Raw genomic sequence first — 24,843 nt, 5'->3', positions numbered from 1 at the left:
GCTGCTGGACTCACTCATGCGCGCACCTGCCCGGCGGGCAGCAGGACATTGAGGAGCGCGCGGCCGGCGGCGGTGATCTCGTACATCACCATCTTGCCGTCGCGTCGCGACCGCGCAACGCCAGCGGTCCGCATCTTCCGCAGGTGATGGGAGACGAGTTTCTCCGACCGCTCCACGATCCACGACAGATCACAGACGCACAGCTCGCCCCCGTCGGCCAGCGCGCGGGCCAGCGCGAGCCGCGTGGGCTCGCCGAGCGCGGCCGCGAGCGCCGCCACAGACTCCGCCACGGGCTGCTCCAACCGCGCGCGACGCAGGCCCTCGGCCTTCTCCATGTCGATGCAGAGGAGCGCGCACGAATCTGTCATGCGCACATCCTAACGATCATGCGACTGAGTTTCCAGCTTTCTTCAGTTTCGATTGACGCGTGGCGCCCGTCGAGGCTCGGGTACCGGCCGAGACGGTGTTGAGGGGGTCTCTCGTCGGGCCGCGGCCGCGAGGGTGAGCGCGCCGGCGACGATCGCGACGTCGGCGAGATTGAACGCTGGCCCGCCAGTGACCCGGAGGAAATCGATGACGGAGCCAAGCGTGAGGCGATCAGCGGTATTGCCTACCGCCCCGCCAACGAGGAGCCCGGCGCCCACCCACGCGCCCGGCAGGTCCGCATGATGGAGGAACCAGAGGAGGACCGCCCCAACCGCGCCGACGACGAGGAGTCCGACGATGAGCGGACTGTCAGCGAAGCTCGAGAACGCAATCCCGCTGTTGCGCCAGTGCACGAGGTCCAGCCCAGGCACGAATCCGACGACCTCTCCGCGACCGATCGCTTCGCGCAGCACACGCTTCGTCAACTGATCGACCAAGAGCGTGACCGTCGCGACCGTCGCCGTGCGACGCAGCACCAGATCCAAGCGACGCCGGGCCAGGGTTCGCCCACTCACGCCTGCGGCCCACGATCGATAGGCCGGCTGGCGCAAAGCTGCGGAAGCGGTCCGTGAGCGCAGGTCACCGACACATCCTAATGATCATGCGGCCGTCGCCGCCGGGCCATCGCAGGATGCACACCTCGGGCGTCCGGGAGGGCGCGCAGCCGCAGTCACGACGCAGCGTTCGCGGCGACGGAGCGTCCTGCCCATTCTCCCCGCTCTACATCGGGCTCTCGGCTCTCCCTTCGCCGCGACGTCGACCGCGAGTGTCACGCCGCCACCACAAGTACCAGAACAGGACAGAGCACCAAACGTTCGCACGGCCGTTAGGGTAAGTGGGTGACCAGCTTGCGGCACACAGAGGCCCTTTGCACCGACTGTCGTGACGATGCCACTCGGTCCTTCGTACTGAACCGACTGGGCCGCGCCCTGGCCGACCCGACGCGGTCGCGACTTCTCATGTCGTGGCTGGAACGGTCGGCTTACTCGACAGAGCCAGCTCGGGATCTGAAGCTCCCGCGCTCGAACGTGGCGAACCGTCTGGTGTGCCTGCACGACTGCGGCATCGTGGTTACCGAGCCCGAGGGCCGCCGCACGCGCTATGAGATTGCTGACCCGCACCTGACGCGGGCGCTCACCGCACGGGCTGAGGTCGGCCTCGCGGTGGACGAGAACGCTCCGTGCGTCGACCCTGCCTGTTCGGTCCCCGGCTGCTGCAACGCCGAGGCGGGCGCATGATCCTCTCCTCGGTTCTGCAGGCCGTCGGCCTGTTCATCGCCACCAACATCGACGACATCATCGTGCTCTCGCTGTTCTTCGCCCGCGGCGCGGGGCAACGCGGGACAACGGCCCGGCTTATCGCAGGCCAGTATCTGGGATTTGCGGGCATCCTGGGCGCGGCCGTGCTCGTGTCCGTGGGCGCGGGATCGTTCCTCCCACAGGAGGTCATCCCGTACTTCGGGCTCATACCCCTGGCCCTAGGACTGTGGGCCGCATGGGGAGCCTGGCGTGACGACGACGACGCCCAAGCAGCGGGCAAGAACGTCGGCGTCTGGACCGTTGCTGGGGTCACCTTCGCCAACGGAGGAGACAACATCGGTGTCTACGTCCCGGTCTTCCTCAGCGTGGAACCTGCGGCCGTGGTGGCCTTCTGTGTCGTCTTCCTCCTTCTCGTCGCGGTCCTCGTCATGCTGGCCAAGTTCGTCGCCACTCGCCCGCCGATCGCCGAAGTCCTTGAACGCTGGGAACACGTCCTGTTCCCAGTCGTCCTAATCGGTCTCGGCATCGTCATCCTCGTCAGTGGCGGAGCCTTCGGCCTCTAACTGTCAGCACATCTCGGCCGTCGCTCGAGCCGCGAGGCCGAGTCGACGCAACCGTAGTCGCGTCGTGTCGCCAGCCGCTCTTCGTGCTCGTTGGCTACGTGTCGGTCAGATCGGTCGCGACCTCGGCGGAGACGAGGCCGAGGGCTCATCGGCGCGCTGAGGGGGGCGTTGACCGAGCAGATCGACACAGCCAGCGCCGGCGGTCGGCTGATCTTCCACGTCGACGCCCCGCCGAACTCGAACGGGCGCTGATCCCGAGCGTACGCTCGCCGATACTTACTCGCGACACGCCGCCCGTCCCGATAGCCGAACGTCTGCCGGGACGAGCGGCGGCGCCCGGGGCCTGTCGGTGGGTGCTGATGGTTAGCCGTCCCGATAGACCCGTCCGTATTGATTCCCGATGACCGGGCGTCATACGGCACACTTCTACGCGTGAGCGAACTGAAGATCGGCTACGCACGCGTCTCGACCGCGGCACAAGAGCTGACCGCGCAACGCAACGCGCTCCAGGCGCTCGGCGTCGAACCCGAACGGATCTACGTCGACCACGGCCTCACCGGCACCAACCGCGCGCGGCCCGGCCTCCGCGAAGCGCTCGCAGCCTGCCGGTCCGGCGACGTGCTCGTCGTCACCAAACTCGACCGACTCGCACGGTCGCTCCCGGACGCGCGCGACATCGTCGACGAGCTCACGACCCGCAAGGTCAAGCTGAACCTCGGCGGCTCCGTCCACGACCCGACCGACCCCGTCGGCCGGCTCCTCTTCAACGTCCTGGCGATGGTCGCTGAGTTCGAGTCCGACCTGATTCGCATGCGCACCCGCGAAGGACTCGAGGTCGCGCGCGCGGCCGGCAAGCTCCGCGGCCGCAAGCCCAAGCTCTCCCCGAGCCAAGAGCGACACCTCGTGCAGCTGCACCAGGCCGGCGAGAAGAACCCCGCCGAGCTCGCCGAGCTCTTCGGCATCGGCCGCTCGACCGTCTACCGAGCGATCGAGCGCGCGCGGACCGCTGCGGCCCCGGCGGCCAACGCCACATAGCGATCAAAGATCCGCGCCAGATAGCGATCAACTCCACACCCGGACGCGTCGGCGCGCGACCGGATGGAAATAAGACTCAGTCTTATATAGGGTCCGGGTATGGATCCCTCTCCCGATCGCCGCCTCCCCGTCACGGTCCTCTCCGGCTTCCTCGGCGCCGGCAAGACGACGGTGCTGAACCACCTGCTCCACAACCGCGAGGGCCGCCGGATCGCGGTGATCGTCAACGACATGAGCGAGGTGAACATCGACGCGGGCCTCATCGAGCGGGGCGAGGCCGGCGGCGACGGCGGGCCCGACGGCGGCTTCTCGCGCGTCGAGGAGCGAATGGTCGAGATGAGCAACGGCTGCATCTGCTGCACGCTGCGCGAGGACCTGCTCGTCGAGGTCGCCCGACTCGCCGGCGAGCGGCGCTTCGACCACCTCGTCATCGAGTCGACCGGCATCAGCGAGCCGCTGCCGGTCGCCGAGACGTTCACCTTCGAGGACGAGGAGGGGCGCTGCCTCGGCGACCTCGCGCGGCTGGACTCGATGGTCACCGTCGTCGACGTCGCCCGGTTCCTCGACGACCTCGGCTCGGTCGACGACCTCGCGCAGCGCGGCGAGCACCTGGGGGAGGAGGACGAGCGGACCGTCGCCGACCTGCTCGTCGACCAGGTGGAGTTCGCCGACCTCCTCGTGCTGAACAAGACCGATCTCGTCGACGCCGACCGGCTCGCGCGGACCGAGGACGTCCTGCGGCGACTGAACCGCGGCGCGGAGCTCGTGCGGGCCGAGCGCGGCCGGGTGCCGCTGGATCGGCTGCTGGACACGGGGCGGTTCGACTTCGACCGGGCCTCCGAGCACCCGGGCTGGCTCCAGGTCCTGCGCGGGGAGGAGGAGCCCGAGACCGAGGAGTACGGGATCGGCTCGTTCGCCTACCGCCGACGGCGGCCGTTCCACCCGCAGCGCCTGTGGGACGCCGTCCACGCGGCGTGGCCGGGGGTCGTGCGCTCGAAGGGGTTCTTCTGGCTCGCGAGCCGTCCGGGGCTCGTCGGCGAGTGGTCGACGGCCGGGCCGATCGTGAACCTCGGCGCCGTGGGCACCTGGTGGGCGACGGTCCCCCGCGAGGAGTGGCCGGCGGACCGCGCGGTCCGCGCGCGGCTCGAGCGCGACTGGCACGAGGTCTACGGCGACCGCCGGCAGGAGCTCGTCTTCATCGGCCAGGACCTCGATCGCGACGCGCTCGTCGCCCGGCTCGACGCGGCGCTCATGACCGACGTCGAGCTCGCCGCCGGCGAGCGCGCCTGGTGGGGGCTGCCCGATCCGTGGCCGCGCTGGGCCGAGGACGAGCTGCAGCGCCATGGGCGCCACGGCCGGCGCTCGTCGCTCGCTGCCTGACGGCCCGCCCGGGCCCGGCGGCGGGCCCGGTCCTCAGGACAGCTCGGAGTGGAGCTTCAGCGCCGTGCCGCCGTCCTCCTGGACGACGAGGTAGGCGGGGTTCTCCTCCGAGCCGTTCTTCACGATCGTCGAGCCCTTGATGGTTCGCTGGACGCGGCGCTCGAACCGCTCCGCGACCTTCCCCTCCGCGTGGCCGGCACCCCACTTCCAGCGGACGTGCTCACCCTCGGCGTGCTTGCGCGACGACATGCCGTGCGCGTACCCGCTGCGGTCCCGGCCGACCCACCGCGGCCGGCGGGGACCCTCGACGGCCGACGCGAGGACGAGCCCGGCGCCTCACGCCGGGCGCGGGGCCCGGCGCGACGCCGAGGTGCGCGAGGCCGCCGCCGCGAGGAGGTACGCGACGACGGTCACGAGCGCGATCGAGGCGCCCGCCGCGGTGTCGGCGTGGTAGGAGAGCAGCAGCCCGCCGACGCCGCAGGCGATCGCGACCGCCACCGCGACCGCCATCGAGGCCACCAGCGAGCGGCCGAGCAGTCGCGCGGTGGCGGCCGGCGCGACGAGGACCGCGGCCACGAAGAGGTTCCCGAGCGCCTGGACGCAGATGAGGACGGCGAGCGCCACGAGCAGCAGGAGCAGCAGGTCGATCCGCCCGGGGCCCACGCCGAGGCTCGCGGCGCTCTCGCGGTCGAACGCGACGATCGCCAGCCGCGCGTGCAGGACGCGCAGCGCACCCAGCACGACGACGGTCAGGCCGGCGGCGAGCACCAGGTCGCCGGTGGTCAGCGCGAGCACGTCGCCGAAGAGGAGCTCGCCGATCCCCGGCGGGCTGTCGGGGGAGAGCGCCAGGAGCACCCCGAGCCCGAAGAGCGCCGTCATCGCGATCGAGATCGCCGCGTCGCGGTCGAGGCCGCGGACCCTGGAGGCGAGCGCGATCACCATCGCGGCGACGACGAGGCCGGCCGCGCCGCCGAGGACGAGCGGGAGCCCGAGCAGCGCGGCGCCGACGAGCCCCGGGAACATCGCGTGGGGCAGGGCCTCGGCCGAGAAGCTCAGCCGCTGCAGGACGATCCACGTGCCGAGCGTGCCGCCGACGATGCCCAGCAGCACGACCTCGATCAGGGCGCGCTGCATCAGCGGGTCGCGCCACGGGTCCAGCAGGGCGCCCATCAGTGGTGGTGGTGATCGCCGAGCAGCCGCACGGTGCGCCCGTCGTCGAGCCGCAGCAGGTCGCGGCCGTAGGTCGCCTCGAGCGTCTCGACGCTGAGCGTCTCCGCCGGCGCGCCGTAGGCGACCTGGCGACCGTTGAGGCAGAGCACGCGGTCCCAGCCCTGGGCCTGGCGCACGTCGTGCGTGGCGATGAGCAGCACGTGCCCGGCCTCGGCGAGCCGGTCGATGAGCTGGTGCAGGCGGTCGCCGCTCGTCGTGTCGAGGCCGGTGAACGGCTCGTCGAGCAGGAGGATCCGGGCGTCGCGCACGAGGGCGCGGGCGACGAGCACCCGCTGGCGCTGGCCGCCCGAGAGCGCGCCGAAGGCGGCCCCGGCGCGATCGGTCAGTCCGACGACCTCGAGCGCGGCGAGGGCCTGCTCGCGATCCTCGCGCCGCGGGCCGCGCCACCAGGGCCGGCGCGCGATGGTCCCCATGAGCACGACGTCGAGCGCGGAGACGGGGAAGTCGAGGCGGGAGCGCTCGGTCTGCGGGACGACCGCGACGTCGTCGTGGAGCGCCAGCCGGCCGCCGCGCAGCGGCAGCTCGCCGAGCAGCAGCCGGAAGAGCGTCGTCTTGCCGCCGCCGTTGGGGCCGAGCACCGCGACGCGCTGCCCGGCGGTCGCGGTGAGCGTCACCTCGCGCAGCCGCAGGTCCGGGCCGTAGCCGGTCGCCGCGTCCTCGAGCTCGACGAGCGGACGGCCGTCGGCGCGCGAGTCCCGCGCGTGCGCGCACAGCGATGCCGGAACCGCGCCGAGCACGGCGGGGTCCTCGACGGTGGAGGCGGCGCGCTCGGCGCCGGCGGGGTGCGCGGCGGGATCGCTCACGAGCCGGAGAAGCTGCAGCGTACCGCCCCTCCGCTGAAGCCCTCGACCATCGCGCGGGCGTTGTGCTGGATCATCCCGACGTACGTCGCCCCGTCGCTGCCCTTCGGGCCGAGGGTGTCGCCGTAGAGGGAGAGCTTCGCGGTGGCACCGGTCTGCCGGGCGAGCGCCTCGGCGAGCTTCGGGCTGACCGAGGACTCGGGGAAGATCGCGCGGACGCGCTCGCGCTTCACGAGCCGACCCAGCGCGGCGACGTCGCCGGCCGAGGCCTGCGCCTGCGTGGTCGTCGAGGGGATCACCGCGCCGACGACGCGGATGCCGTAGCGCTGCGCGAAGTACCCGAAGGCGTCGTGGCTCGTGACGAGGGTCCGCTCGTCGCGCGGCACCCGTGCGATGCACGCCCGGACCTCCCGGTGCAGGCGCTGCAGCGTGGCGAGGTACGCCGCGGCGCTGCGCTCGATCCGCTCCCGGGCGCCCGGGTCGGCGGCCACCAGGGCGTCGCGGACGACCGCCACGGCGGCGATCGCGTTCTCCGGGTCGTGCCACCAGTGCGGGTCGAACTCGCCCTCGTGCTCGTGGTGGTGGCCGGCGGCGGTCTCGTCGTCGTGGCCGTGGTCCTCCTCGTGGCCGTGCTCGTCGTCGTGGCCGTGCTCGTCCTCGTGGGCGTGCTCGGCCTCCTCGGCGCTGGAGACGTTCGGGCGGCGGGTCGGGACCCGCTCGCCGACCTCGACGACGGTCGGGTCGCCGCCGCCCTGCTCGACGAGGTCGCCGACCCACGGATCGAGCCCGTCGCCGGAGGCCAGGACGACCTTCGCCTGGGCGACCTCGCGGACGTCCGCGGGCCGCGGCTCGTACTCGTGCGGGTCGGTGTTCGCCTGCAGGACCTGGTGGACCTCCACGGCGTCGCCGCCGATCTCGCGCGCGAGGTCGCCGAGCTGGGTGGTCGTGGCCACGACGGACAGGCGGCCGTCGGCCGTCGTCCCGTCGGAGCCGCCGCAGCCGGCGGCACCGAGACCGAGCGCGGCGGCGGCGAGCGCGACGACCGGGGCGCGGAGCCCCCGGCGGTCGCGGAGGGCACGGACGGAGAGGCTGAGCACGAAGAGGACTCCGGAGAGGACGGCGATGGTGGCGCCGGGCGGCGCGTTCGTCTGGAACGAGAGCCAGAGCCCGGCGACGCCGGTGAGCGCGGTGAGCAGGACGGTGGCCAGCTGCCACGTCGGCAGCCGGCGGATCCACGGACGGACGGTCGCGGCGGGCACGACCATGAGCGCCGCGGCCAGCAGCGAGCCGACGGCGGAGAGCGTGGCGACGGCGACGAGCGCGACGAGCACGAGCAGCACCGCGTCGCTGCGCCCACCGCGGACGCCGAGCGCACGCGCGCCGTCGCGGTCGAAGCCGACCGCGAGCCAGCGACCTCCGAGGAGCCCGGCCGCCACGAGCACGGCGGCGCTCGTCCCGACGGCCAGCGCCAGGTCGCCGCCGTCGATGAGCAGCAGGCTGCCGAAGAGCAGGCCGTTGATCGCCGGCCCCTCGTCGAAGACGTCGCTGGCGAGCAGCACGCCGACGGCGAGCGCTCCGACGAGGACCATCGCGGTCGTCGTGCCGTGCTCGCCGTCCTCGCGCCCGGTGCTGAGTCGCCCCACGCCGCCGGCGAAGGCCAGCGCCACGGCGAGGGCGCCGAGCGGCGCCGCGAAGCCCAGGCCCGCCGCGAGGACGAGCCCGGGGAAGGTCGCCGCGGCGACTCCGTGGGCGAAGAAGGCGAGGCCGCGCAGGACGAGGAACGTGCCGAGCACGCCGGCGCCCAGCGAGAGGGCGAGCACCGCCCAGAGGCCCTGCTGCACGAAGGGATAGGTGAACGGCTCGAGCACAGTGGGGTCCTGGCCGCGGGGCGGCGCGGAGGTCACTATACGGGACTGAGTCTCATGAGCATCTGTCGAGCTGGCTGGTCCGGGCCGTGGTGGCCGCGTGACCGATGCCCATCGCCTGTGCCGCGCCGTGTGCCCCGATCCCACGAGCGGCCGCCCGCGCTCGACGTAGGCTCGCGGCCGTGAGCGAGCTGCCCCGCGTCGACCCGACCCGCGACCTCAGCGCTCCCGCGCGAGCCTACGCCGCCGTGCTGCGGACCCCGCCCGGGCGGTGGATCGCGATCAACGTCGCGGCGCGGGTCGATCCCGCGCTCATGCGCGCGACGAAGGGGCGCGTGGGCATGGGGCTCATGCTGCCCTCGGCGCTGCTGACGACGATCGGCGCGAAGAGCGGCCAGGAGCGGACGTCGACGGTGCTCTACTTCCACGACGGCGAGGACGTGATCCTCGTCGCGTCGAGCTTCGGGCGCGAGAAGCACCCGGCGTGGTTCCACAACCTCAAGGCCAACCCGCTCGTGCGCATCGCCCGGGACGGGGGCGGCGCGCCGCGAACCGCCGAGGAGGTCGTCGATCCGGCCGAGCTCGACCGGTTGTGGGCGCTGGCCGACCGCATCTACCCGCCCTACGCCGACTACCGCCGCCGCACGGCCGCGGTCGGACGCCGGATCCCGATCGTCCGGCTGCGCCCGGCCTGAGCGTCCGGCGGTCCCCACGGCGATCGCTGGCTCCCGGCGGCCCGGGTCGCCGCGGCTGGCGGGTTCCTGCGCGGCCGGCGCGTCGCCGCTCCCGGCCGGCGCGTCGCCGCTCGCCTGCAACGGGGCCTGCCGGTAGGTCGCCGTGTCGGACCTACCGTCGCTCCGTGCCTGTCTCCCGCTCCACGGGTTCACGGCTGCGCCGCGGCTGGACGCTGGGCGCGACGCTCGCCGTCAGCGGCGCGGTCGCGCTCGCGCCGCCGGTCGGTGCCCCCGCGCGGGGCGCGGGCCTCGACGGGCGGATCCAGCGGTCGCGCTCCCGCGACCGGCAGCTGCAGGCGGGGATCGCCGCGGACCGCCGCCACGCGGCCGCCTACCAGGGGCGCATCGACGACCTCCGCGGGCAGCTCGCCCGGCTGTCCCCGGGGCTCCGGCAGGAGCGCGCGGAGCTCGACCGGCTGCAGGACGAGCTGCGCGCGGACCGTGCCGCCCTCGTCCGCCTGCGCGCCCAGGACGCCCGGGACCGCGAGGTCCTCGCCGACCAGCTCGTGGCGATCTACGAGGCGCCACCGGTGGACCTCGTGCAGATCGCGCTGGACTCCCGCGGGTTCGCGGACCTGCTGAGCCGGTTCGGGCAGCTGCGCCGGATCGCCGAGCGCAACGCGACGGTCACCCGCCGGGTGGCCGCCGAGCACCGTGCGGTCGCCGCGACCACGGCGCGCATCGGGCGCGTCGAGGCGCGCCACGCGGCGACCACCGCCGCGCTCCAGGCACGGCACGACGCGGTGCAGCGGCTGGAGCTCGAGCTCGTCGACGAGCAGCTGCCCTACGTCCGGGCGCGACGGGGCAAGGAGCACCGGCTCACCGCGCTGCGCCGGCGGCGGGCGGGTCTCGTGCACGAGCTCGAGCGGATCCAGGCCCGCCAGCTCCGCGCGATCTCCGGCGGCACGCCCGTGGGCGGCGCCGACGGCTACGGGTTCTTCCCGGCGGCGGGGACGAGCTACGCCCAAGGCGACGAGCCGCAGATCGCGGCCCGGCTCCAGCGGATGGGGCGGGCGCTGCACCTGCACCTCATCGGGCTGTCCGGGTACCGCTCGCCGCAGCACTCCGTCGAGGTCGGCGGCTTCGCGAACGATCCCCACACCCGCGGGGAGGCGTCCGACACCCCGGGCCTCGAGGGCGTGCCGGAGGCGACGCTCAACCGGTTCGGCCTCACGCGGCCGTTCCCGGGCGCCCGCGAGGCCGACCACGTGCAGCTCGTCGGCAGCCGGCGGTAGGCCGGCGTCCTAGCGCCGGATCAGCGGATCCAGCGCGCGGACGATCGAGAAGTACCGCACGGGCGCGGCGCGGACGAGCAGCGACACGGCGTGGGCGTCCGGCCCGATGAGGATCCGGTCCTTGCCGCGCTCGACGCCCCGGTGGATCGTCTCGGCCGCCTTCGCGGGCGACGTCCGGGCGACCTTCGCGAAGTCGGCGCTGAGCTTCCCGTGGTCGGTGCCGCCCTGGTCGTCGTGGTGGAACCGCGCGTTGTCGACGATGCGCGTCGCCACCCCGCCGGGGTGGACGGCGATCGCGCGCAGGCCGGTGCCGTGCAGCTCGTGGCGCAGCGACTCGGTGAAGCCCTTCACCGCGGCCTTCGACGCGCAGTAGGCCGACTGCGTGGGCCAGCCCATGAGGCCGAAGATGCTCGACACGTTCACGATCGCGCCCGAGCCCTGCCGCTCGAGGATCGGCAGCCAGGCCCGGGTGCCGTGCACGACGCCCCAGAAGTTCACGTCCATGACCCACTCGTCGTCCTCGACGGCGGCGCCGGACACGGACTGGGAGACGGTGACGCCCGCGTTGTTGACGACCATCCCGATCGGCGCGGGGGCCCACTCCGAGGCCTCCGCGGCGAACGCCATCTGCGCCTGGCGGTCGCGGACGTCGAGCTTGCGGTGCAGCACGGGCCCGGCGATGGAGTCGGCCGTCTCCTGGAGGCCCTCCTCGTCCCAGTCGACGATCGCCACCGGGGAGCCGTGGGCGGCGAGCCGCTGCGCGAGCGCGCGGCCGATCCCGGAGCCGGCGCCGGTGATGACGGCCGTGCGGCCGGAAACGGAGAGGTCGGACATGGCGGCGATCGTACCTACGGATGAGTAGGGACGGAAGCGCGGCGGCGTCCCTTGACCCGTGAATCCGGATTCACGTACGATGCGAATCGCGATTCACACGGCCGGGTCGCCCCGGCCGACGCCGTCCGTCCCACCGCCCCGGAGCGCAGCATGGCCACCGTCGAGAGCACCAACCCGTCCGGCACCGCGGTCGATCCCGCGCGCGCCGTCGCCAACCAGGCGCCGCCGCTGCAGCCGATCGACCTCTACGACCAGGATCTCGCGCTGCAGGAGGCCCTCCACCGCGAGGGCGGCGCCTGGGGCGAGGACCGCGTGCGGGAGATCGGGCAGGTCGCCGGCAGCGTCGAGGCGCGCGAGCACGGCGCGCGAGCCGAGCGCAACGAGCCGATCCTCCGCACGCACGACCGCTACGGCAACCGGATCGACGAGGTGGAGCTCGACCCCTCCTGGCACTGGCTGCTGCGCGGGGGCGTCGAGCGCGGCCTGCACGGCCTGCCGTGGCGCGAGCGCGACGCCGACGGGTCCGCCCGGGCGGGCGGCCACGTCGTCCGCGCCGCGATGTTCGGGCTCTGGGGCAACGCGAACGCCGGCGTCATGTGCCCGATCTCGATGACCTACGCGGTCGTGCCGGCGCTGCGCGACGGCGCGCCGGCGCTGGCCGAGCGGTGGGAGGAGCGGCTGACCCGGCCCGACTACGACACCGGGGCGCTCTCCGGCATGGCGATGACCGAGAAGCAGGGCGGCTCCGACGTCCGCGCGAACATCACCCGCGCGCTGCGGCAGGAGGACGGCAGCTTCGCCATCCACGGGCACAAGTGGTTCTGCTCGTACCCGCCGTGCGACGTCTTCCTCGTCCTGGCGAAGATCGAGGAGGACGACCCGCAGCCGTCGTGCTTCCTCGTCGAGCGCGGCCCGGGGATGGAGTTCCAGCGCCTGAAGGACAAGCTCGGGACCCGCTCGCTGGCCTCGTCGGAGGTCGAGTTCCGCGGGATCCGCGGCGAGCTCGTGGGGGAGGAGGGCAAGGGGATCCAGGCGATCATCCGGATGGTCAACCACACCCGCCTGGACTGCATGATCGGCTCGACGACCGCGCTGCGCCGCGGCACGGTCGAGGCGATCCACCACGCGCGCCACCGCTCCGCGTTCGGCGCGGCGCTCGTCGACCAGCCGGCGATGACGAACGTGCTCGCCGACCTGGCGCTGGAGTCCGAGGCCGCGACGGCCACGACGCTGCGCGTCGCCCGCGCCTACGACGAGGGCGACGAGGCGTTCCGCCGCTTCGCCACCGCGATCGAGAAGTACTGGATCTGCAAGCGGGCGGCGGCGCACGCGAACGAGGCCCTCGAGTGCCTCGGCGGCAACGGCTACGTCGAGGAGTCGGGCCTGCCCCTGCTCTACCGCGACGCGCCGCTGATGTCGATCTGGGAGGGGTCGGGCAACGTGGCGGCGCTCGACGTCCTGCGCGCCCTGGTGAAGGAGCCCGAGGGCCTGCCGGCGTTCCTCGACGAGTGCCGCCTGGCGTCCGGTGCCGACGCGCGCTTCGACGCGCACCTCGAGCGGATCGGGCTGCGGCTCGGGACGCTCGGCGACCCGGTCGCGGCCCAGTTCCAGGCGCGGCGGCTCGTCGAGGACCTCGGCCTCGCGCTGCAGGCGAGCCTCCTGCTGCGCCACGCGCCGGGGCCCGTCGCCGACGCGTTCTGCGCGTCGCGCCTGGCCGGCGAGGGCGGCCACGCCTACGGCACCCTGCCGCTGGGCGTGGACGCGAAGGCGATCGTCGACCGCGCGCTCCCGGCATGAGCGAGCCGACCGCCACCCCGGGCCCGGACGGCCTGGAGACGATGACCTACGAGGTCGCCGACCGGGTCGCCCGGATCACGCTGAACCGCCCCGAGCGCGGCAACGGGATCGTCCCGCGGCTCATCCACGAGCTCGTCGCCTGCGTCGAGCGCGCCGACCTCGATCCGGCGGTCCACGTCGTGCTGCTGTCGGGCAACGGCAAGGGGTTCTGCGGCGGGTACGACCTCGTCGCCAGCGCCGAGGGGATGGACGCCCGCGACGCCGACGAGCCCGGGGCCGATCCGGCCTCCGCCGAGCTCGCGCCGTTCCGGCTGCCGCCGGAGGGCGCGCCCACGCACCCGTGGACGATCGCGGCCAACCACGTGCCGGACACCGCGTGGGACCCGATGGTCGACTACGCGATGATGGGCCGCAACGTGCGCGGCTTCATGTCGCTCTTCCACGCGAACAAGCCGGTGGTCTGCAAGGTCCACGGGTTCTGCGTCGCGGGCGGCACCGACATGGCGCTCTGCTCGGACCTGCTCGTCATCGCGCAGGACGCGAAGATCGGCTATCCGCCGGCACGCGTCTGGGGATCGCCGACGACGTCGCTGTGGGCGGCGCGCCTCGGGGCGCAGCGCGCGAAGCGGCTGCTCTTCACGGGCGACGCCCTCTCGGGGGCCGAGGCGCTCGAGTGGGGGCTGGCGATCGACGCCCCGCCGGCGGAGGAGCTCGACGCCCGGACCGAGGCGCTCGTCGCCCGGATCGCGCGGATGCCGGTGAACCAGCTCGTGATGATGAAGCTCCTCGTCAACCAGGAGCTCTACAGCCAGGGCCTGCACGCCACCCAGGTCCTCGGCACGGTCTTCGACGGCATCACGCGCCACACGAAGGAGGGCTACGCCTTCCAGCAGCGCGCGATGGAGGCCGGCTTCCGGACCGCGGTGCGCGAGCGGGACGACCCGTTCGGCGACGCGGGGTCCTCGACCTACAAGGGCGCGCCGACGGTGCCGCCCGGGGAGCCGCTGCCGTGGTGAGCCGCGCGCCGGTGGCCGGGGTCGACGATGCGCGGAAGGCCGCCGGCCCGTCGTTCCCCGACGAGGACGCGACCTCCGGGGCGTCGGTCGCCGATCCCGCCGGCGGCACGCGCGAGCGGCTCCTGGCGGCGGCGTTCGCGATCACGGCGGAGGGGGGCTACGGCGCGGCGTCGGTCGGCGCGATCGCCAGCCGGGCCGGGGTGGCGGCCGGCACGCTCTACCGGCACTTCGCGTCGAAGGGCGAGCTGTTCGTCGTGCTGTTCCGCCGCGTGTGCGGCCGCGAGGTCGTCGCGATGCGTCGCGCGGCCGAGGACGTCGCGTCGGGACCCGAGCGGATCGTGGCGGTGCTCGACACCTTCGCCCGCCGCGCGCTGCAGCACCCGCGACTGGCGTGGGCCCTGCTCGCCGAGCCGCTGGATCCGCTGGTGGAGGCCGAGCGGCTCGCCTACCGCCGGGCCTACCGCGCGCTGCTGTCGGAGCTGCTCCGCTCCGCGGTCGACGACGGCGCGCTGCCCGAGCAGGACCCCGACCTCACCGCCGCCGCGCTCGTCGGCGCGGTCGGCGAGGCGCTCGTGGGCCCGCTGGCGCCGGGCGCGGACGTCGACGCCACCGCGCTGCTCCCCGAGCTGCGGGCGCTCGTGAGCCGCGCGATCGGGACGGCGGTGCCGCGATGAGCGCGAGCCCCGAGGGCCAGGGCGCGGCCGCGAGCGGTGGCGCCGAGACGGTCCGCGTCGAGCGAGACGGACCGGTCACCACCGTGACGATCGCGCGAGCGGCGGCGCGCAACGCCGTCGACGGCCCGACGGCGGCGGCGCTCGCCGCGGCGTTCCGGGCGTTCGACGCCGACGAGGCGGCCTCCGTCGCGATCCTCACGGGCGAGGGCGGGGCGTTCTGCGCCGGCGCGGACCTCAAGGCGATCGGCACCGAGCGCTCCAACCAGGTGACCGAGGACGGCGACGGCCCGATGGGACCGACGCGGATGCGGCTCGGCAAGCCGGTCGTCGCCGCGATCGAGGGGCACGCCGTCGCCGGGGGCCTCGAGCTCGCCGGGTGGTGCGACCTGCGGGTGGCCGCGCGCGACGCGGTCCTCGGCGTCTTCTGCCGCCGCTGGGGCGTGCCGCTGATCGACGGCGGCACGGTGCGGCTGCCGCGGCTCATCGGCACCTCGCGGGCGATGGACCTCATCCTCACCGGCCGCCCCGTCGGGGCGGAGGAGGCGCTCGCGATCGGGCTCGTCAACCGGCTCGCCGAGCCGGGCGGCGCGCTCGCCGCGGCCCGCGAGCTCGCGCTCGAGCTCGCGGCGTTCCCCCAGACGTGCCTGCGGGGCGACCGCCTGGCGGTGCTCGAGCAGGAGGGGCTGGACGAGGAGGCGGCACTGCGCGCCGAGCTCGCGCACGGCTTCCGCTCCCTGGCGTCCGACACGCTCGCGGGGGCGGCGCGGTTCGCCGGTGGCGCGGGTCGCCACGGGCGGTTCGGGGACTGAGCGGCGCCGCGCCGCGGCGGTGGGCGGCGGCGTCGTGGTCGCGGCGCCGGTCCCGCGGGTCAGCGCGTGCGGGCGAAGCTCCGCACGACGATCCCGCGCTCCTCGTCGGCGATCATCCGGCTGCGGTCGACGTAGATGCTCGTCGGCCGACCGGAGCGCGCGTAGCGCACGTCGAGCGTCGCGGCCCCGGCGCGGATCGCCTCGTCGATCCGGGCGAAGAGCCGCGGGACCGTGGCGACCTCGCGCAGGTGGCTCGGCACCCGGCCGACCGTCCGGCCGCGCCGCACGACGACCGTGCGGGTCGCGGTGACCGAGGCGGGGCAGAAGCAGCGGATCGCGATCCGCGTCCGGTAGCTCGCGATGCCGGCGGCGCGCCACCGCGCGCGGGCCTCCGCGAGCTGCCGCGCCGCGGTGCCGTCGCTGATCGTGACGTCCGGCTCGGCGCCCGGGTCGCCCGGCGTCGGGGCCTGCGCGGCGGCGGCGGGCGCGAGCGCGAGCGCGCCGGCGGCGAGGAGGACGAGCGCGGTCGCGCGGGCGGGCATGGGAGGGTCCCGGTGCGCGATCAGGCCGCGTAGCGCGCCGCGGCGCGGGCCTTCGCCTTGGCGGCCTCGACCTCGCGGTCCTTCGGCGGCGCGCTCGTCACGAGCCGGTCCAGGAGCTCCTGCGTCACGCGCGCGACCTGCTCGACCGCGTCGTCGAACGCCGCCTGGTTGGCCTGCGACGGCTTCGTCGAGCCGCTGATCTTGCGCACGTACTGGAGCGCGGAGGCGTGGACCTCCTCCGGCGTGGCCGGCGGATCGAAGTTGTGCAGCTGGCGGATGTTGCGGCACATGTGGTGAGCCTACTCCGGCCGGCGGGACCGTTGGGGAGCTTCCCCGGTCCGTCCGCGGGACGCTGTGGCAGCATCGGGTCCGCGCCGGACCACCCCGGCGCGGGACGAGGAGCGAGCGTGCGGATCGACGCGATGGGATACCCGGCCACGATCGACCAGGCCGGCGCGGACGCCGTGACGGCGCGGCGCGACGGGTACGACGGCTGGTGGGCGACCGAGACGAAGATCGACGCGCTGCTCGCCGCGGCCGTCGCCGCCGAGCGGACCGAGGAGCTCGAGATCGGGACGGGGATCGCGGTCGCCTTCGCCCGCAACCCGATGAGCGTCGCGGTCCAGGCCAACGACCTGCAGGCCCTGTCGGGCGGGCGGTTCCTCCTCGGCCTCGGCTCGCAGATCAAGCCGCACATCACGAAGCGCTTCTCGATGGAGTGGAGCCGGCCCGCGGCCCGGATGCGCGAGTTCGTGCTCGCGATCCGCGCGATCTGGCACGCCTGGGAGACGGGGGAGCCGCTCGCCTTCCGCGGCGAGTTCTACCGCCACACGCTCATGACCCCGTTCTTCGACCCGGGCCCGAACCCGCACGGCAACCCGGCGGTCTTCCTCGCCGCCGTCGGCCCGCTGATGACCGAGGTCGCCGGCGAGGTCGGCGACGGGATGCTCTGCCACGCGTTCTCGACGGAGAGGTACCTGCGCGAGGTGACCCTGCCGGCCCTGCGGCGCGGGCGCGAGAAGGCCGGCAAGACGCTCGAGGGCTTCCAGCTGACGGCGCCGGCGATGGTCGCCGCGGGGGAGGACGAGGAGCAGCTCACGGCGGCCCTGGCCGCCGTGCGCCAGCAGCTGGCGTTCTACGGCTCGACGCCCGCCTACCGGCCCGTGCTGGAGGTCCACGGCTGGGGCGACCTGCAGACCGAGCTGAACACGATGACCCGCGACGGCGCGTGGGACCGGATGGGCGAGCTCATCACCGACGAGGTCGTCGCCGCCTTCGCGGTCGTCGGCTCGCCGGAGGAGGTCGTCGACGAGCTCCTGCGCCGGTACGGCGACGTCGCGTCCCGGGTGACGATCACGATGCCCGCGCAGCGCGACGAGGCGCGGTGGGCGTCGGCGCTCGAGCGGCTCCGCGTCGGCGGGGCGGGCTGAGGGACGCGGGTCGCCGGGCGGCTCGAGGCCGCTCCGTGGTCGTCGCCGCGCGGGCGGGTGCGCGAGCGCGGGAGCGGGTACGGGGACCCTCGTGCAAGAGATCGAGTCGATCGAGGACTGGAAGGGCCAGGACGTCCTGGACGTCGCCGAGGAGAAGGTCGGCAAGCTCGAGGACGCCTGGTTCCCCGTCGATGCGCCCGAGGCCGTGCTGCTGTCGGTGCGCAGCGGGCTGATCGCGAAGAAGCGCTTCCTCGTGCCGCTGGCCGGCGCGACCGTGTCGCGGTCGCACGTGCGGGTCGCGTTCACGAAGGACCAGATCGCCGACGGGCCCCGCAACGACGGCGACGACCGGCTCTCGGCCGAGGAGCTCGCCGCGGTGATCGCCCACTACGGCGTGGACGTCGACGGGGCGCACGACGCGGAGCTCGAGTCCGGCGCGGCGCGCGAGGCGCGGGTCCGCGCGGCGCGCGAGGCCCGGGCGGCGGCCGACGAGGCCGAGCGCTCGGCCGAGACCGCCGCCGAGGAGGCCGACCGGGCCGAGGCGGCCGCGCGCGAGGCGCGAACGGCCGCCGACGCCGCCGCCGAGCGCCGGTCCGACGCGCTGGCGCGGGCGCAGGAGCTGCGGCGCCGCGCCGACGAGCTCGCGGTGCCCGAGCCGCGCACGACGATGCCTCCGGGCGTCGATCGCTGAGCGACGCCCGCCTCGACGCGGAGCGCACCGGCCGCCCACCGTGCCCGGCGGGCGGCCGCCGTCGCCGTCAGTCGCCGGCGACGGGCGCCGCGCGACGCTGCGCCGCCGCTGCCGCGACGGCCTGCTCGACGGCGTCCACGTCGCGGACCGCGCCGGTGTCGGCGGAGGTGGCCATCGCCGCGTAGGCGCGCAGGGCGGGGGAGATGACGCGGTCGCGGTCCACGGGGCGGTAGCCCGTCGTGGCCTCGAGCTGCGCCCGGCGCTCGGCGAGCTCGTCGTCGGGGACCTGCAGCTCGATCCGCCGGTTCGGGATGTCGATCGCGATCGTGTCGCCCTCCTGGACGAGCGCGATCGTGCCGCCGGAGGCCGCCTCGGGCGAGACGTGGCCGATCGAGAGGCCCGAGGTGCCGCCGGAGAAGCGACCGTCGGTGATCAGCGCGCAGGCGGCGCCGAGCCCCTTCCCCTTGAGGTAGGAGGTCGGGTAGAGCATCTCCTGCATGCCGGGGCCGCCGCGCGGGCCCTCGTAGCGGATGACGACGACGTCGCCCTCCTTCACCCGGCCGCCGAGGATCGCGTCGACCGCGTCGTCCTGCGACTCGACGACGACCGCGGGGCCGTGGAAGACGAGGATCGACTCGTCCACGCCGGCGGTCTTCACGACGCAGCCGCGCTCGGCGAGGTTGCCGTAGAGGATGGCCAGGCCGCCGTCCTTCGAGTACGCGTGCTCGATGTCGTGGATGCAGCCCTCGGCGGCGTCGGTGTCCAGCGAGTCCCAGCGCTCGGACTGCGAGAAGGCCTCCGCCGACCGCTTGCAGCCCGGCGCGGCGTGGAAGAGGTCCAGGGCGCGCTCGGACGGCTTCGGGCCGCGGATGTCCCACTCCGCCAGCCACTGCTGCAGCGACGACGCGTGCACGGTGTGGACGTCCTCGTGCAGGAGGCCGCCGCGCTGCAGCTCGCCGAGGATCGCGGGGATGCCACCGGCGCGGTGCACGTCCTCCATGAGGAACGTCCCGTTCGGTGCGACCTTGCAGAGGCAGGGGACGCGGCGGGACAGCTCGTCGATGTCGGACATCGTGAAGTCGAGCTCCGCCTCCTGGGCGGCGGCGAGCAGGTGCAGGACGGTGTTCGTCGAGCCGCCCATGGCGATGTCGAGCGTCATCGCGTTCTCGAACGCCTCGCGCGTGGCGATCGAGCGCGGCAGGACCGACTCGTCCTCGCCGTCGTAGTAGCGGCCGCAGAGCTCGACGGCCATCCGGCCGGCGTCCTCGTAGAGCGCCTTGCGCGCCGTGTGCGTGGCGAGGGTCGAGCCGTTGCCCGGCAGCGACAGTCCGAGCGCCTCGGTCAGGCAGTTCATCGAGTTCGCGGTGAACATGCCCGAGCACGACCCGCAGGTCGGGCACGCGTGCTCCTCGATGATCGCGATGTCCTCGTCGGAGACCTCGTCGGCGACGGCGTCGGCGATCGCGGTCACGAGATTGATCCGCTTGCGGACCGTGCCGTCCACGAGCGTCGCGGTGCCGCCCTCCATCGGGCCGCCGGAGACGAACACCGTCGGGATGTTCAGCCGCAGCGCGGCGTTGAGCATCCCGGGCGTGATCTTGTCGCAGTTCGAGATGCAGACGAGGGCGTCGGCGCAGTGCGCGTTGACCATGTACTCGACGCTGTCGGCGATGATGTCGCGGCTCGGCAGCGAGTAGAGCATGCCGCCGTGGCCCATCGCGATCCCGTCGTCGACGGCGATCGTGTTGAACTCGCGCGGGATGCCCCCGGCGGCGGTGATCGCGTCGCTGACGATCTCGCCGACCGGCTTGAGGTGCGTGTGGCCCGGGACGAACTGCGTGTAGCTGTTCGACACGGCGACGATCGGCTTGCGCCCGAGATCGCGTCCCTCGACGCCCGCGGCGCGGAACAGCGCCCGGGCGCCGGCCATGTTGCGGCCGTGGGTGACGGTGCGGGAGCGGAGGTGCGGCATGAGGGGCTCCTTGGAGGGCGGGGCACGGCGGGCGCGGACGCGCGCCGCCGGACTCGTCCCCTACGGTAGCGGAATGGCCGTTCCGCGTGGGGTGGATCGGTGCCGGCGGGCTCGCATCCACGCCGATCGCCGGCCTGTTACCGGAGTGTGAGAACGGGTCCGGCGGCTCCTCACGATCCCGTTACGTTGCGTTGATGTCCCCCCATCCCCCCAAGCTCCGCATCCGCGCCCTCGTGGCCGGCGCCGTCCTGGCGCTCGCCCTGGGCCTGACCGCCGTGGCGCCCGCCGGCGCCGACGCCGCCACGTACCGCACGCAGTACTTCTGGACGCCCTACGTCCCGACGCCCGTGTCCGAGCCGTCCTCGCCCGGACTGCAGCGCGTGGCCGCCTCCGACACGACGTACTTCATCCGCTACGCGAAGGCGCGCGTGCGGCGCAGCGGCAAGTACCTCTACGTCCAGAAGCGCTCCTTCAAGAAGGTGAAGGCCCGGGTCGTCGTCGGCAAGACGCGCCAGGTGCCGGTGAGCGCGACGCTCGGCTCCGACGCCCAGGTGCTGCGCAAGATCGACCGCGGCGGATCGACGACCTACGAGCTGATGCCGATCATCGGCATCCCCGGCTTCGTGAAGGACGCCGCGAAGTTCATCGCGAAGAAGACGTTCAACGCGAGCAGGGACTGCCTCATCAGCGGTGCCGGGGCCGTCGCCGGTCAGGGCGCGCTCGCGAAGGTCCCGGCCTTCGTGGCCGCCACCACGCCCCAGGGTCGCGGCGCCGCCGTGCTGGGGGCCTGCGTGAGCGGCGCGGTCGTGAGCCTCTTCCACTGAGCCCGGACCCGGCCGCACCGCGTCGCGGTGCCCCGCCGCCTCGGCGGCGGGCGCCGCCGGCCGGCGCCGGCGACGCGGGCGCGAGGAGGGGCTACACTCGCGGAATGGTCGTTCCGGCGCCGTGGGCCGCCCTCACCGGCGAGGAGAAGCGCGAGCGGATCCTCGCCGTCGCGGACGAGCTCTTCGCCCGCCGGGGCACCGAGGTCCCGATGCCCGTGCTCGCCGACGCGCTCGGCGTCGGGGTCGGCAGCATCTACCGCCAGGTCGGCAGCAAGGACGACCTCGTGGGGCAGCTCGTCATCGCGCGTGCAGGCGTGCTGCGCCGCCGCTTCGCCGCCGCCGCGGCCGAGCCGGACGCCTGGTCCGCGCTCCAGCGCGCGACGCACGAGACGGTCGACGACTGCCTCGACGACGCGCTGTCGCAGACGGCGTGGGACGTCGCGGCCTCGTCCTCCGACGCGGTGCGGGACGCCCGGCAGGGCGCGACGGACGCGCTCAGCGCGCTCGTGGCGGCCGCCCGGCGACAGGGCGCGCTCGCCGGCGACGCGTCCTACGAGGACCTGCGGCTGCTCTTCTGCGCCCTGCGCGAGCTGGCGACCATCGGCCGGGGCGGCGCCCACCGGATGGCCGAGCTCGTCCTGCGCGGGATGGCGGCGCCGGCCGTCGCCGCGTGACGCGGGTCCGCGGCGCCGTTCCTCAGACCGCGCTCAGGGTGATGGGGAGCCCGTCGCCGGGCTGCGGACCGGTGCCGTAGTCGATCGGCGGCTCGTAGCCGTCGGGGATCGAGAAGCGCCGCGTGAGCAGCAGGCGGTGGAGGATCGCCTTGACCTCCATCGACCCGAAGTGCATCCCGATGCACTTGTGCGCCGTGGCGCCGAACGGCGTCCACGCGAACTTGTGCCGCTGGTCCTCCGCGCGCTCGGGCGTGAAGCGCTCCGGGTCGAAGACGTCCGGGTCCTGCCACCACGGCTCCATGCGCTGGGTCGGGTAGATGGCGACGAGGAGCCGCGCCCCCTGCGGGACGAACCGGCCGTCGAGCTCGGTGTCGGCGATCGCGCGCCGACCGAGGATCCCGACCGGGGCGTTGATCCGCAGGGTCTCGCGGAAGCAGAGGTCCATGAGGGGCAGCGCGTCGACGTTGGAGTAGTCGATCCGCTCGACGCCGAGCGCGCGGCTCTCCTCGCGCAGCCGCTCCTGCCACTCCGGGTGCTTGGCCAGGTAGTAGACGAGCATCGAGAGCGTCAGCGTGCTCGTGTCGTGCGCGGCCATCATCGTGAAGATCATGTGGTTCACGACGTCCTCGTCGCTGAACCGCTCGCCGTCGGCGGTCTCCGCCCGGCAGAGGACGCTGAACAGGTCGCGGCCGTTCCCGGCGCGCTTGGCCGGGATCTGGCGCCGGAAGTGCTCGGCGAGCACCTGGCGGCTGCGCAGGCCGCGGTGCCAGCGCCCGCCCGGGACGTCGTGGCGGACGAGCGCCTGACCGCCGACGACGCAGTCCTCGAACGCGTGGTTCAGGTGGTCGGCCTCGGCCCCGAGGCGCTCGCCCATGAACACCTCGGTCGCGATGTCGAGCGTCAGCTGCTTCGTCGCGTCGAAGAGCCGGAAGCCCTCCGCGTTCGGCCACGCCGCGACGCCGCGCTCGATCGTGTCGTTGGCGAGCTCGATGTAGTCCACGAGGCGGGGGCGCTTGAACGCCTCCTGCATGATCCGGCGGTGCTGCAGGTGCTCCTCGAAGTCCATGAGCATCACGCCGCGCTCGAAGAACGGGCCGATCAGGTAGTCCCAGCCTTCCTTGTTCGAGAACGCCCTGTCGCGGTTCGTCAGCACGGTGCCGATCGCGTCGGGCCCCAGGACGAGGACCATCCGGGCGCCGAACGCGCTGGTCCAGGAGACGGTCCCGAACCGCTCGTGCTGCTCGCGGCAGAGCTGCAGCGTGCGCTGGAGGAACCCCAGCGTCTTCCCGATCACCGGGACCGAGGGATCGCCCATGATCGGCGCGAGGCCGCTGCCGGGCGGCGGGGGCGCGAGCGGCTGCGGAGCGCGCTCCGGGAACCGGTCGAGGACGGAGATCGCGAGATCGCGCACGGGGACGCGGTCGAGGGCGGCGCTCGCGAGGGCGCGGGGCTTCGTCAGCGGCTGGACCACATCTGCGACGGTACCGTTCCAGATCTGTCTGCGTCAAGCTGGAGCGGCCTGCGGATGAGCCGCACGCGGAACGAGGGGATCGGATGGGCGTCGAGGTCACCGGCCGCCGCTACGGCGGGCGCAGCGGGGAGGAGCGCTCCGCGGAGCGTCGCGCCGCCCTGCTCGACGCCGCCTTCCGGCTCGTGGCCGCCGACGACTGGCACGCGCTGCGGATCGAGGCGATCTGCCGCGAGGCGGGGCTGAGCAAGCGCTACTTCTACGAGAGCTTCGGGGACCTCGAGGAGCTCTCCGCCGCGCTGATCGGCCGGCTCGCCGACGAGCTCGTCGCGGTCACGCTCGCCGGCGCGCGCGAGGCGCGGACGCCGGACCGGTTCGTCCGCGCCGCGCTCGAGCCGTTCGTCGCGCACCTCGCCGAGGACCCGCGGCGAGCGCGCGTGCTCTTCGGCGCCGTCCCGGGGGACGGGGCCGCCGCGCGGCACCGCGACGAGGTCCTGCACCGGCTCATCCGCACCGCCGTCGGCCTGGGGCTCGAGGTCCACGGCGTACCGGGCGGCCCGGTGATCGACCGCGGCGCGTCGTTCCTCGTCGGCGGCACGAGCCAGCTCGTGCTCGACTGGCTCGGGGCCGAGGAGCCGTCGCCGCGCGAGGACGTCGTGGAGCAGCTCGCCGGGCTGTGGCAGGCGGTCGTCGACGCGACGTTCGGCCCGCGCGGCGGCTGAGCCCGGAGGCTCGGCGACGACCGCCGCCGCGGATCCGAGTCAGCCGCGAGGACGAAGCGTCAGCTGCTGCGCGGCGCGTCCGAACGGGCCGTCCTCGTCGTGCAGGACGCTCGACGTGATGCCCAGCCCCGTGGGGCCGAAGGCCACGGTCGTGTCGAGGCCCAGCCACGGACCGCGCGGCTCGCGCAGCAGGTGGATGGTCAGGTCGACGTTCGGGAACGCCCACTCCTGCGGCGAGCGGCGGACCGCGATCCCGTTCGCGGTGTCGACGAGCCCGACGATCCGCGCGACGGGGTCCGGCTCGCGGCCGGCGACCAGCGGCAGCGGCGTGCGGATCCAGACCCGGCCTCGGCCCGGGCGGGGCGGCTCGACGGCGCGGGCCTCGATCGACGCGATGTAGCCGCCCGGCCAGATCTCGCGGAGGTCGATCGGCGCCGCGTCCCGCGGACCGGGCATCGCCGGCGGCGCGCCGCCGGCGACCGCGGTGGTGTCGCCGCGCACGGTCCGCCAGGCCCGCGCCCGCAGCACCGCGCGGCCCCGCCAGGTCGCTTCCGCCTCGACGAGCTGGACCGTGCGGCCCGGCCGGACGACGGCGGTCGCGACCGCCACCTCGTCGACGGCGACCGGCCCGAGGATGTCGAGCCCGATGCGCGCGAGCACGAGGCCGTCGTCGGCGGGCACCGCCCGCTGCAGCTCGTCCACGAGCAGCCCGTTGAGCGGGCTGATGTGCTGCTCGGCGACCGTCCACGCACCGCCGGTCGCCGGCGTCGCGCGGTACCGACCGGGGCCGCTCGGGACGAAGTACGCCGGCTCGCTCACGCCGAGGCAGGCTAGTCCTCCCCGTGTCCCGCGCCGGTCGTGGA

Annotated in this window: 27 protein-coding genes; 15 read left to right on the top strand and 12 right to left on the bottom strand. The window is 74.3% G+C overall.

Going from position 1 to position 24,843, the window contains the following annotated elements:
• Nucleotides 1-14: 14 nt before the first annotated feature.
• Together SK069_RS01135 and SK069_RS01130 are read right to left on the bottom strand one after the other, a co-directional pair.
• Nucleotides 15-368, bottom strand: coding sequence for an ArsR/SmtB family transcription factor (locus SK069_RS01135; RefSeq protein ID WP_319952336.1), 354 nt, complete (start codon nt 366-368; stop codon nt 15-17).
• A 42-nt stretch (nt 369-410) separates the two neighbouring features.
• Complete coding sequence (locus SK069_RS01130; protein WP_319952335.1) at nt 411-902, bottom strand: signal peptidase II; 492 nt, start codon at nt 900-902, stop codon at nt 411-413.
• Nucleotides 903-1,274: 372 nt separating this feature from the next.
• Between SK069_RS01130 and SK069_RS01125 the strand changes: the two genes are divergently transcribed.
• The 4 genes from SK069_RS01125 to zigA all read left to right on the top strand — a co-directional run bounded on the left by SK069_RS01125 (nt 1,275) and on the right by zigA (nt 4,663).
• Nucleotides 1,275-1,664 (top strand): ArsR/SmtB family transcription factor, encoded by a 390-nt coding sequence (locus SK069_RS01125; protein WP_406628237.1) that lies wholly within the window; start codon nt 1,275-1,277, stop codon nt 1,662-1,664.
• Nucleotides 1,661-2,248 carry a cadmium resistance transporter gene (locus tag SK069_RS01120; protein ID WP_319952333.1) on the top strand — a complete coding sequence of 196 codons (588 nt, stop codon included), beginning with the start codon at nt 1,661-1,663 and terminating at the stop codon, nt 2,246-2,248. The genes SK069_RS01125 and SK069_RS01120 overlap by 4 nt, the downstream gene beginning before the upstream one ends.
• Nucleotides 2,249-2,689: 441 nt before the next feature.
• Nucleotides 2,690-3,283 (top strand): recombinase family protein, encoded by a 594-nt coding sequence (locus SK069_RS01115; protein ID WP_406628236.1) that lies wholly within the window; start codon nt 2,690-2,692, stop codon nt 3,281-3,283.
• A gap of 99 nt (nt 3,284-3,382) precedes the next feature.
• Entirely contained in the window at nt 3,383-4,663 is a 1,281-nt protein-coding gene (gene zigA / locus SK069_RS01110; protein WP_319952331.1) for a zinc metallochaperone GTPase ZigA, read from the top strand.
• A gap of 33 nt (nt 4,664-4,696) precedes the next feature.
• Here the strand turns inward: zigA and SK069_RS01105 are convergent, their stop codons facing one another.
• From SK069_RS01105 to SK069_RS01090, 4 genes are all read right to left on the bottom strand, one after another.
• Nucleotides 4,697-4,912 (bottom strand): hypervirulence associated TUDOR domain-containing protein, encoded by a 216-nt coding sequence (locus SK069_RS01105; protein ID WP_319952330.1) that lies wholly within the window; start codon nt 4,910-4,912, stop codon nt 4,697-4,699.
• 87 nt (nt 4,913-4,999) lie between these two features.
• The gene (locus tag SK069_RS01100) at nt 5,000-5,833 is read right to left on the bottom strand and encodes a metal ABC transporter permease (protein ID WP_319952329.1); all 834 of its coding nucleotides are present in this window, start codon (nt 5,831-5,833) and stop codon (nt 5,000-5,002) included.
• Complete coding sequence (locus SK069_RS01095) at nt 5,833-6,696, bottom strand: metal ABC transporter ATP-binding protein (RefSeq protein WP_319952328.1); 864 nt, start codon at nt 6,694-6,696, stop codon at nt 5,833-5,835. Before SK069_RS01095 ends, SK069_RS01100 begins: the two co-directional genes overlap by 1 nt.
• Nucleotides 6,693-8,597: a metal ABC transporter solute-binding protein, Zn/Mn family gene (locus tag SK069_RS01090; protein ID WP_319952327.1), complete on the bottom strand. Its 1,905-nt coding sequence runs from the start codon at nt 8,595-8,597 to the stop codon at nt 6,693-6,695. Before SK069_RS01090 ends, SK069_RS01095 begins: the two co-directional genes overlap by 4 nt.
• Nucleotides 8,598-8,740: 143 nt before the next feature.
• Here SK069_RS01090 and SK069_RS01085 point away from each other — a divergent pair, with 143 nt between their 5' ends.
• On the top strand, nt 8,741-9,253 hold the full coding sequence (locus tag SK069_RS01085; protein WP_319952326.1) for a nitroreductase/quinone reductase family protein: 513 nt from the start codon (nt 8,741-8,743) through the stop codon (nt 9,251-9,253).
• Nucleotides 9,254-9,417: 164 nt separating this feature from the next.
• Complete coding sequence (locus tag SK069_RS01080; RefSeq protein WP_319952325.1) at nt 9,418-10,527, top strand: hypothetical protein; 1,110 nt, start codon at nt 9,418-9,420, stop codon at nt 10,525-10,527.
• Nucleotides 10,528-10,536: 9 nt separating this feature from the next.
• Here the strand turns inward: SK069_RS01080 and SK069_RS01075 are convergent, their stop codons facing one another.
• Nucleotides 10,537-11,361 carry an SDR family NAD(P)-dependent oxidoreductase gene (locus SK069_RS01075; RefSeq protein ID WP_319952324.1) on the bottom strand — a complete coding sequence of 275 codons (825 nt, stop codon included), beginning with the start codon at nt 11,359-11,361 and terminating at the stop codon, nt 10,537-10,539.
• 150 nt (nt 11,362-11,511) lie between these two features.
• Here SK069_RS01075 and SK069_RS01070 point away from each other — a divergent pair, with 150 nt between their 5' ends.
• From SK069_RS01070 to SK069_RS01055, 4 genes are all read left to right on the top strand, one after another.
• Nucleotides 11,512-13,158, top strand: a complete 1,647-nt coding sequence (locus SK069_RS01070; RefSeq protein ID WP_319952323.1) for an acyl-CoA dehydrogenase family protein — start codon at nt 11,512-11,514, stop codon at nt 13,156-13,158.
• Nucleotides 13,155-14,174: a crotonase/enoyl-CoA hydratase family protein gene (locus SK069_RS01065; protein WP_319952322.1), complete on the top strand. Its 1,020-nt coding sequence runs from the start codon at nt 13,155-13,157 to the stop codon at nt 14,172-14,174. The genes SK069_RS01070 and SK069_RS01065 overlap by 4 nt, the downstream gene beginning before the upstream one ends.
• 122 nt (nt 14,175-14,296) lie before the next feature.
• Nucleotides 14,297-14,848, top strand: coding sequence for a TetR/AcrR family transcriptional regulator (locus tag SK069_RS01060; protein ID WP_406628235.1), 552 nt, complete (start codon nt 14,297-14,299; stop codon nt 14,846-14,848).
• Entirely contained in the window at nt 14,845-15,657 is an 813-nt protein-coding gene (locus SK069_RS01055; protein ID WP_319952320.1) for a crotonase/enoyl-CoA hydratase family protein, read from the top strand. The genes SK069_RS01060 and SK069_RS01055 overlap by 4 nt, the downstream gene beginning before the upstream one ends.
• A gap of 59 nt (nt 15,658-15,716) precedes the next feature.
• On the opposite strand, the gene SK069_RS01050 is transcribed toward SK069_RS01055, so the two are convergent.
• Both SK069_RS01050 and SK069_RS01045 read right to left on the bottom strand, forming a co-directional pair.
• Nucleotides 15,717-16,199 carry a DUF6174 domain-containing protein gene (locus tag SK069_RS01050; RefSeq protein WP_319952319.1) on the bottom strand — a complete coding sequence of 161 codons (483 nt, stop codon included), beginning with the start codon at nt 16,197-16,199 and terminating at the stop codon, nt 15,717-15,719.
• A gap of 20 nt (nt 16,200-16,219) precedes the next feature.
• Nucleotides 16,220-16,489, bottom strand: coding sequence for a DUF2277 domain-containing protein (locus SK069_RS01045; protein WP_319952318.1), 270 nt, complete (start codon nt 16,487-16,489; stop codon nt 16,220-16,222).
• A 132-nt stretch (nt 16,490-16,621) separates the two neighbouring features.
• Between SK069_RS01045 and SK069_RS01040 the strand changes: the two genes are divergently transcribed.
• Complete coding sequence (locus SK069_RS01040; protein ID WP_319952317.1) at nt 16,622-17,629, top strand: TIGR03617 family F420-dependent LLM class oxidoreductase; 1,008 nt, start codon at nt 16,622-16,624, stop codon at nt 17,627-17,629.
• Nucleotides 17,630-17,720: 91 nt separating this feature from the next.
• Complete coding sequence (locus SK069_RS01035; RefSeq protein WP_319952316.1) at nt 17,721-18,320, top strand: PRC-barrel domain-containing protein; 600 nt, start codon at nt 17,721-17,723, stop codon at nt 18,318-18,320.
• 67 nt (nt 18,321-18,387) lie between these two features.
• Here the strand turns inward: SK069_RS01035 and ilvD are convergent, their stop codons facing one another.
• Nucleotides 18,388-20,292 carry a dihydroxy-acid dehydratase gene (ilvD, locus tag SK069_RS01030; protein WP_319952315.1) on the bottom strand — a complete coding sequence of 635 codons (1,905 nt, stop codon included), beginning with the start codon at nt 20,290-20,292 and terminating at the stop codon, nt 18,388-18,390.
• Nucleotides 20,293-20,486: 194 nt separating this feature from the next.
• Between ilvD and SK069_RS01025 the strand changes: the two genes are divergently transcribed.
• Complete coding sequence (locus tag SK069_RS01025) at nt 20,487-21,116, top strand: hypothetical protein (protein WP_319952314.1); 630 nt, start codon at nt 20,487-20,489, stop codon at nt 21,114-21,116.
• Between the two features lie 104 nt (nt 21,117-21,220).
• The gene (locus tag SK069_RS01020; RefSeq protein ID WP_319952313.1) at nt 21,221-21,790 is read left to right on the top strand and encodes a TetR/AcrR family transcriptional regulator; all 570 of its coding nucleotides are present in this window, start codon (nt 21,221-21,223) and stop codon (nt 21,788-21,790) included.
• A 22-nt stretch (nt 21,791-21,812) separates the two neighbouring features.
• Here the strand turns inward: SK069_RS01020 and SK069_RS01015 are convergent, their stop codons facing one another.
• A complete protein-coding gene (locus SK069_RS01015) occupies nt 21,813-23,201 on the bottom strand; it encodes a cytochrome P450 (RefSeq protein ID WP_406628234.1) in 1,389 nt (462 codons plus the stop codon).
• Between the two features lie 143 nt (nt 23,202-23,344).
• On the opposite strand from SK069_RS01015, the gene SK069_RS01010 reads away from it, so the two are divergent.
• Complete coding sequence (locus SK069_RS01010; protein ID WP_319952311.1) at nt 23,345-23,980, top strand: TetR/AcrR family transcriptional regulator; 636 nt, start codon at nt 23,345-23,347, stop codon at nt 23,978-23,980.
• A 39-nt stretch (nt 23,981-24,019) separates the two neighbouring features.
• On the opposite strand, the gene SK069_RS01005 is transcribed toward SK069_RS01010, so the two are convergent.
• Nucleotides 24,020-24,799: a thioesterase family protein gene (locus SK069_RS01005; protein WP_319952310.1), complete on the bottom strand. Its 780-nt coding sequence runs from the start codon at nt 24,797-24,799 to the stop codon at nt 24,020-24,022.
• Nucleotides 24,800-24,843 lie beyond the last annotated feature (44 nt).

It is taken from the genome of Patulibacter brassicae (genome assembly GCF_033949425.1).
In the GTDB taxonomy this organism is placed as follows: domain Bacteria; phylum Actinomycetota; class Thermoleophilia; order Solirubrobacterales; family Solirubrobacteraceae; genus Patulibacter; species Patulibacter brassicae.
This window is presented reverse-complemented; position numbering and strand designations above follow the sequence as displayed.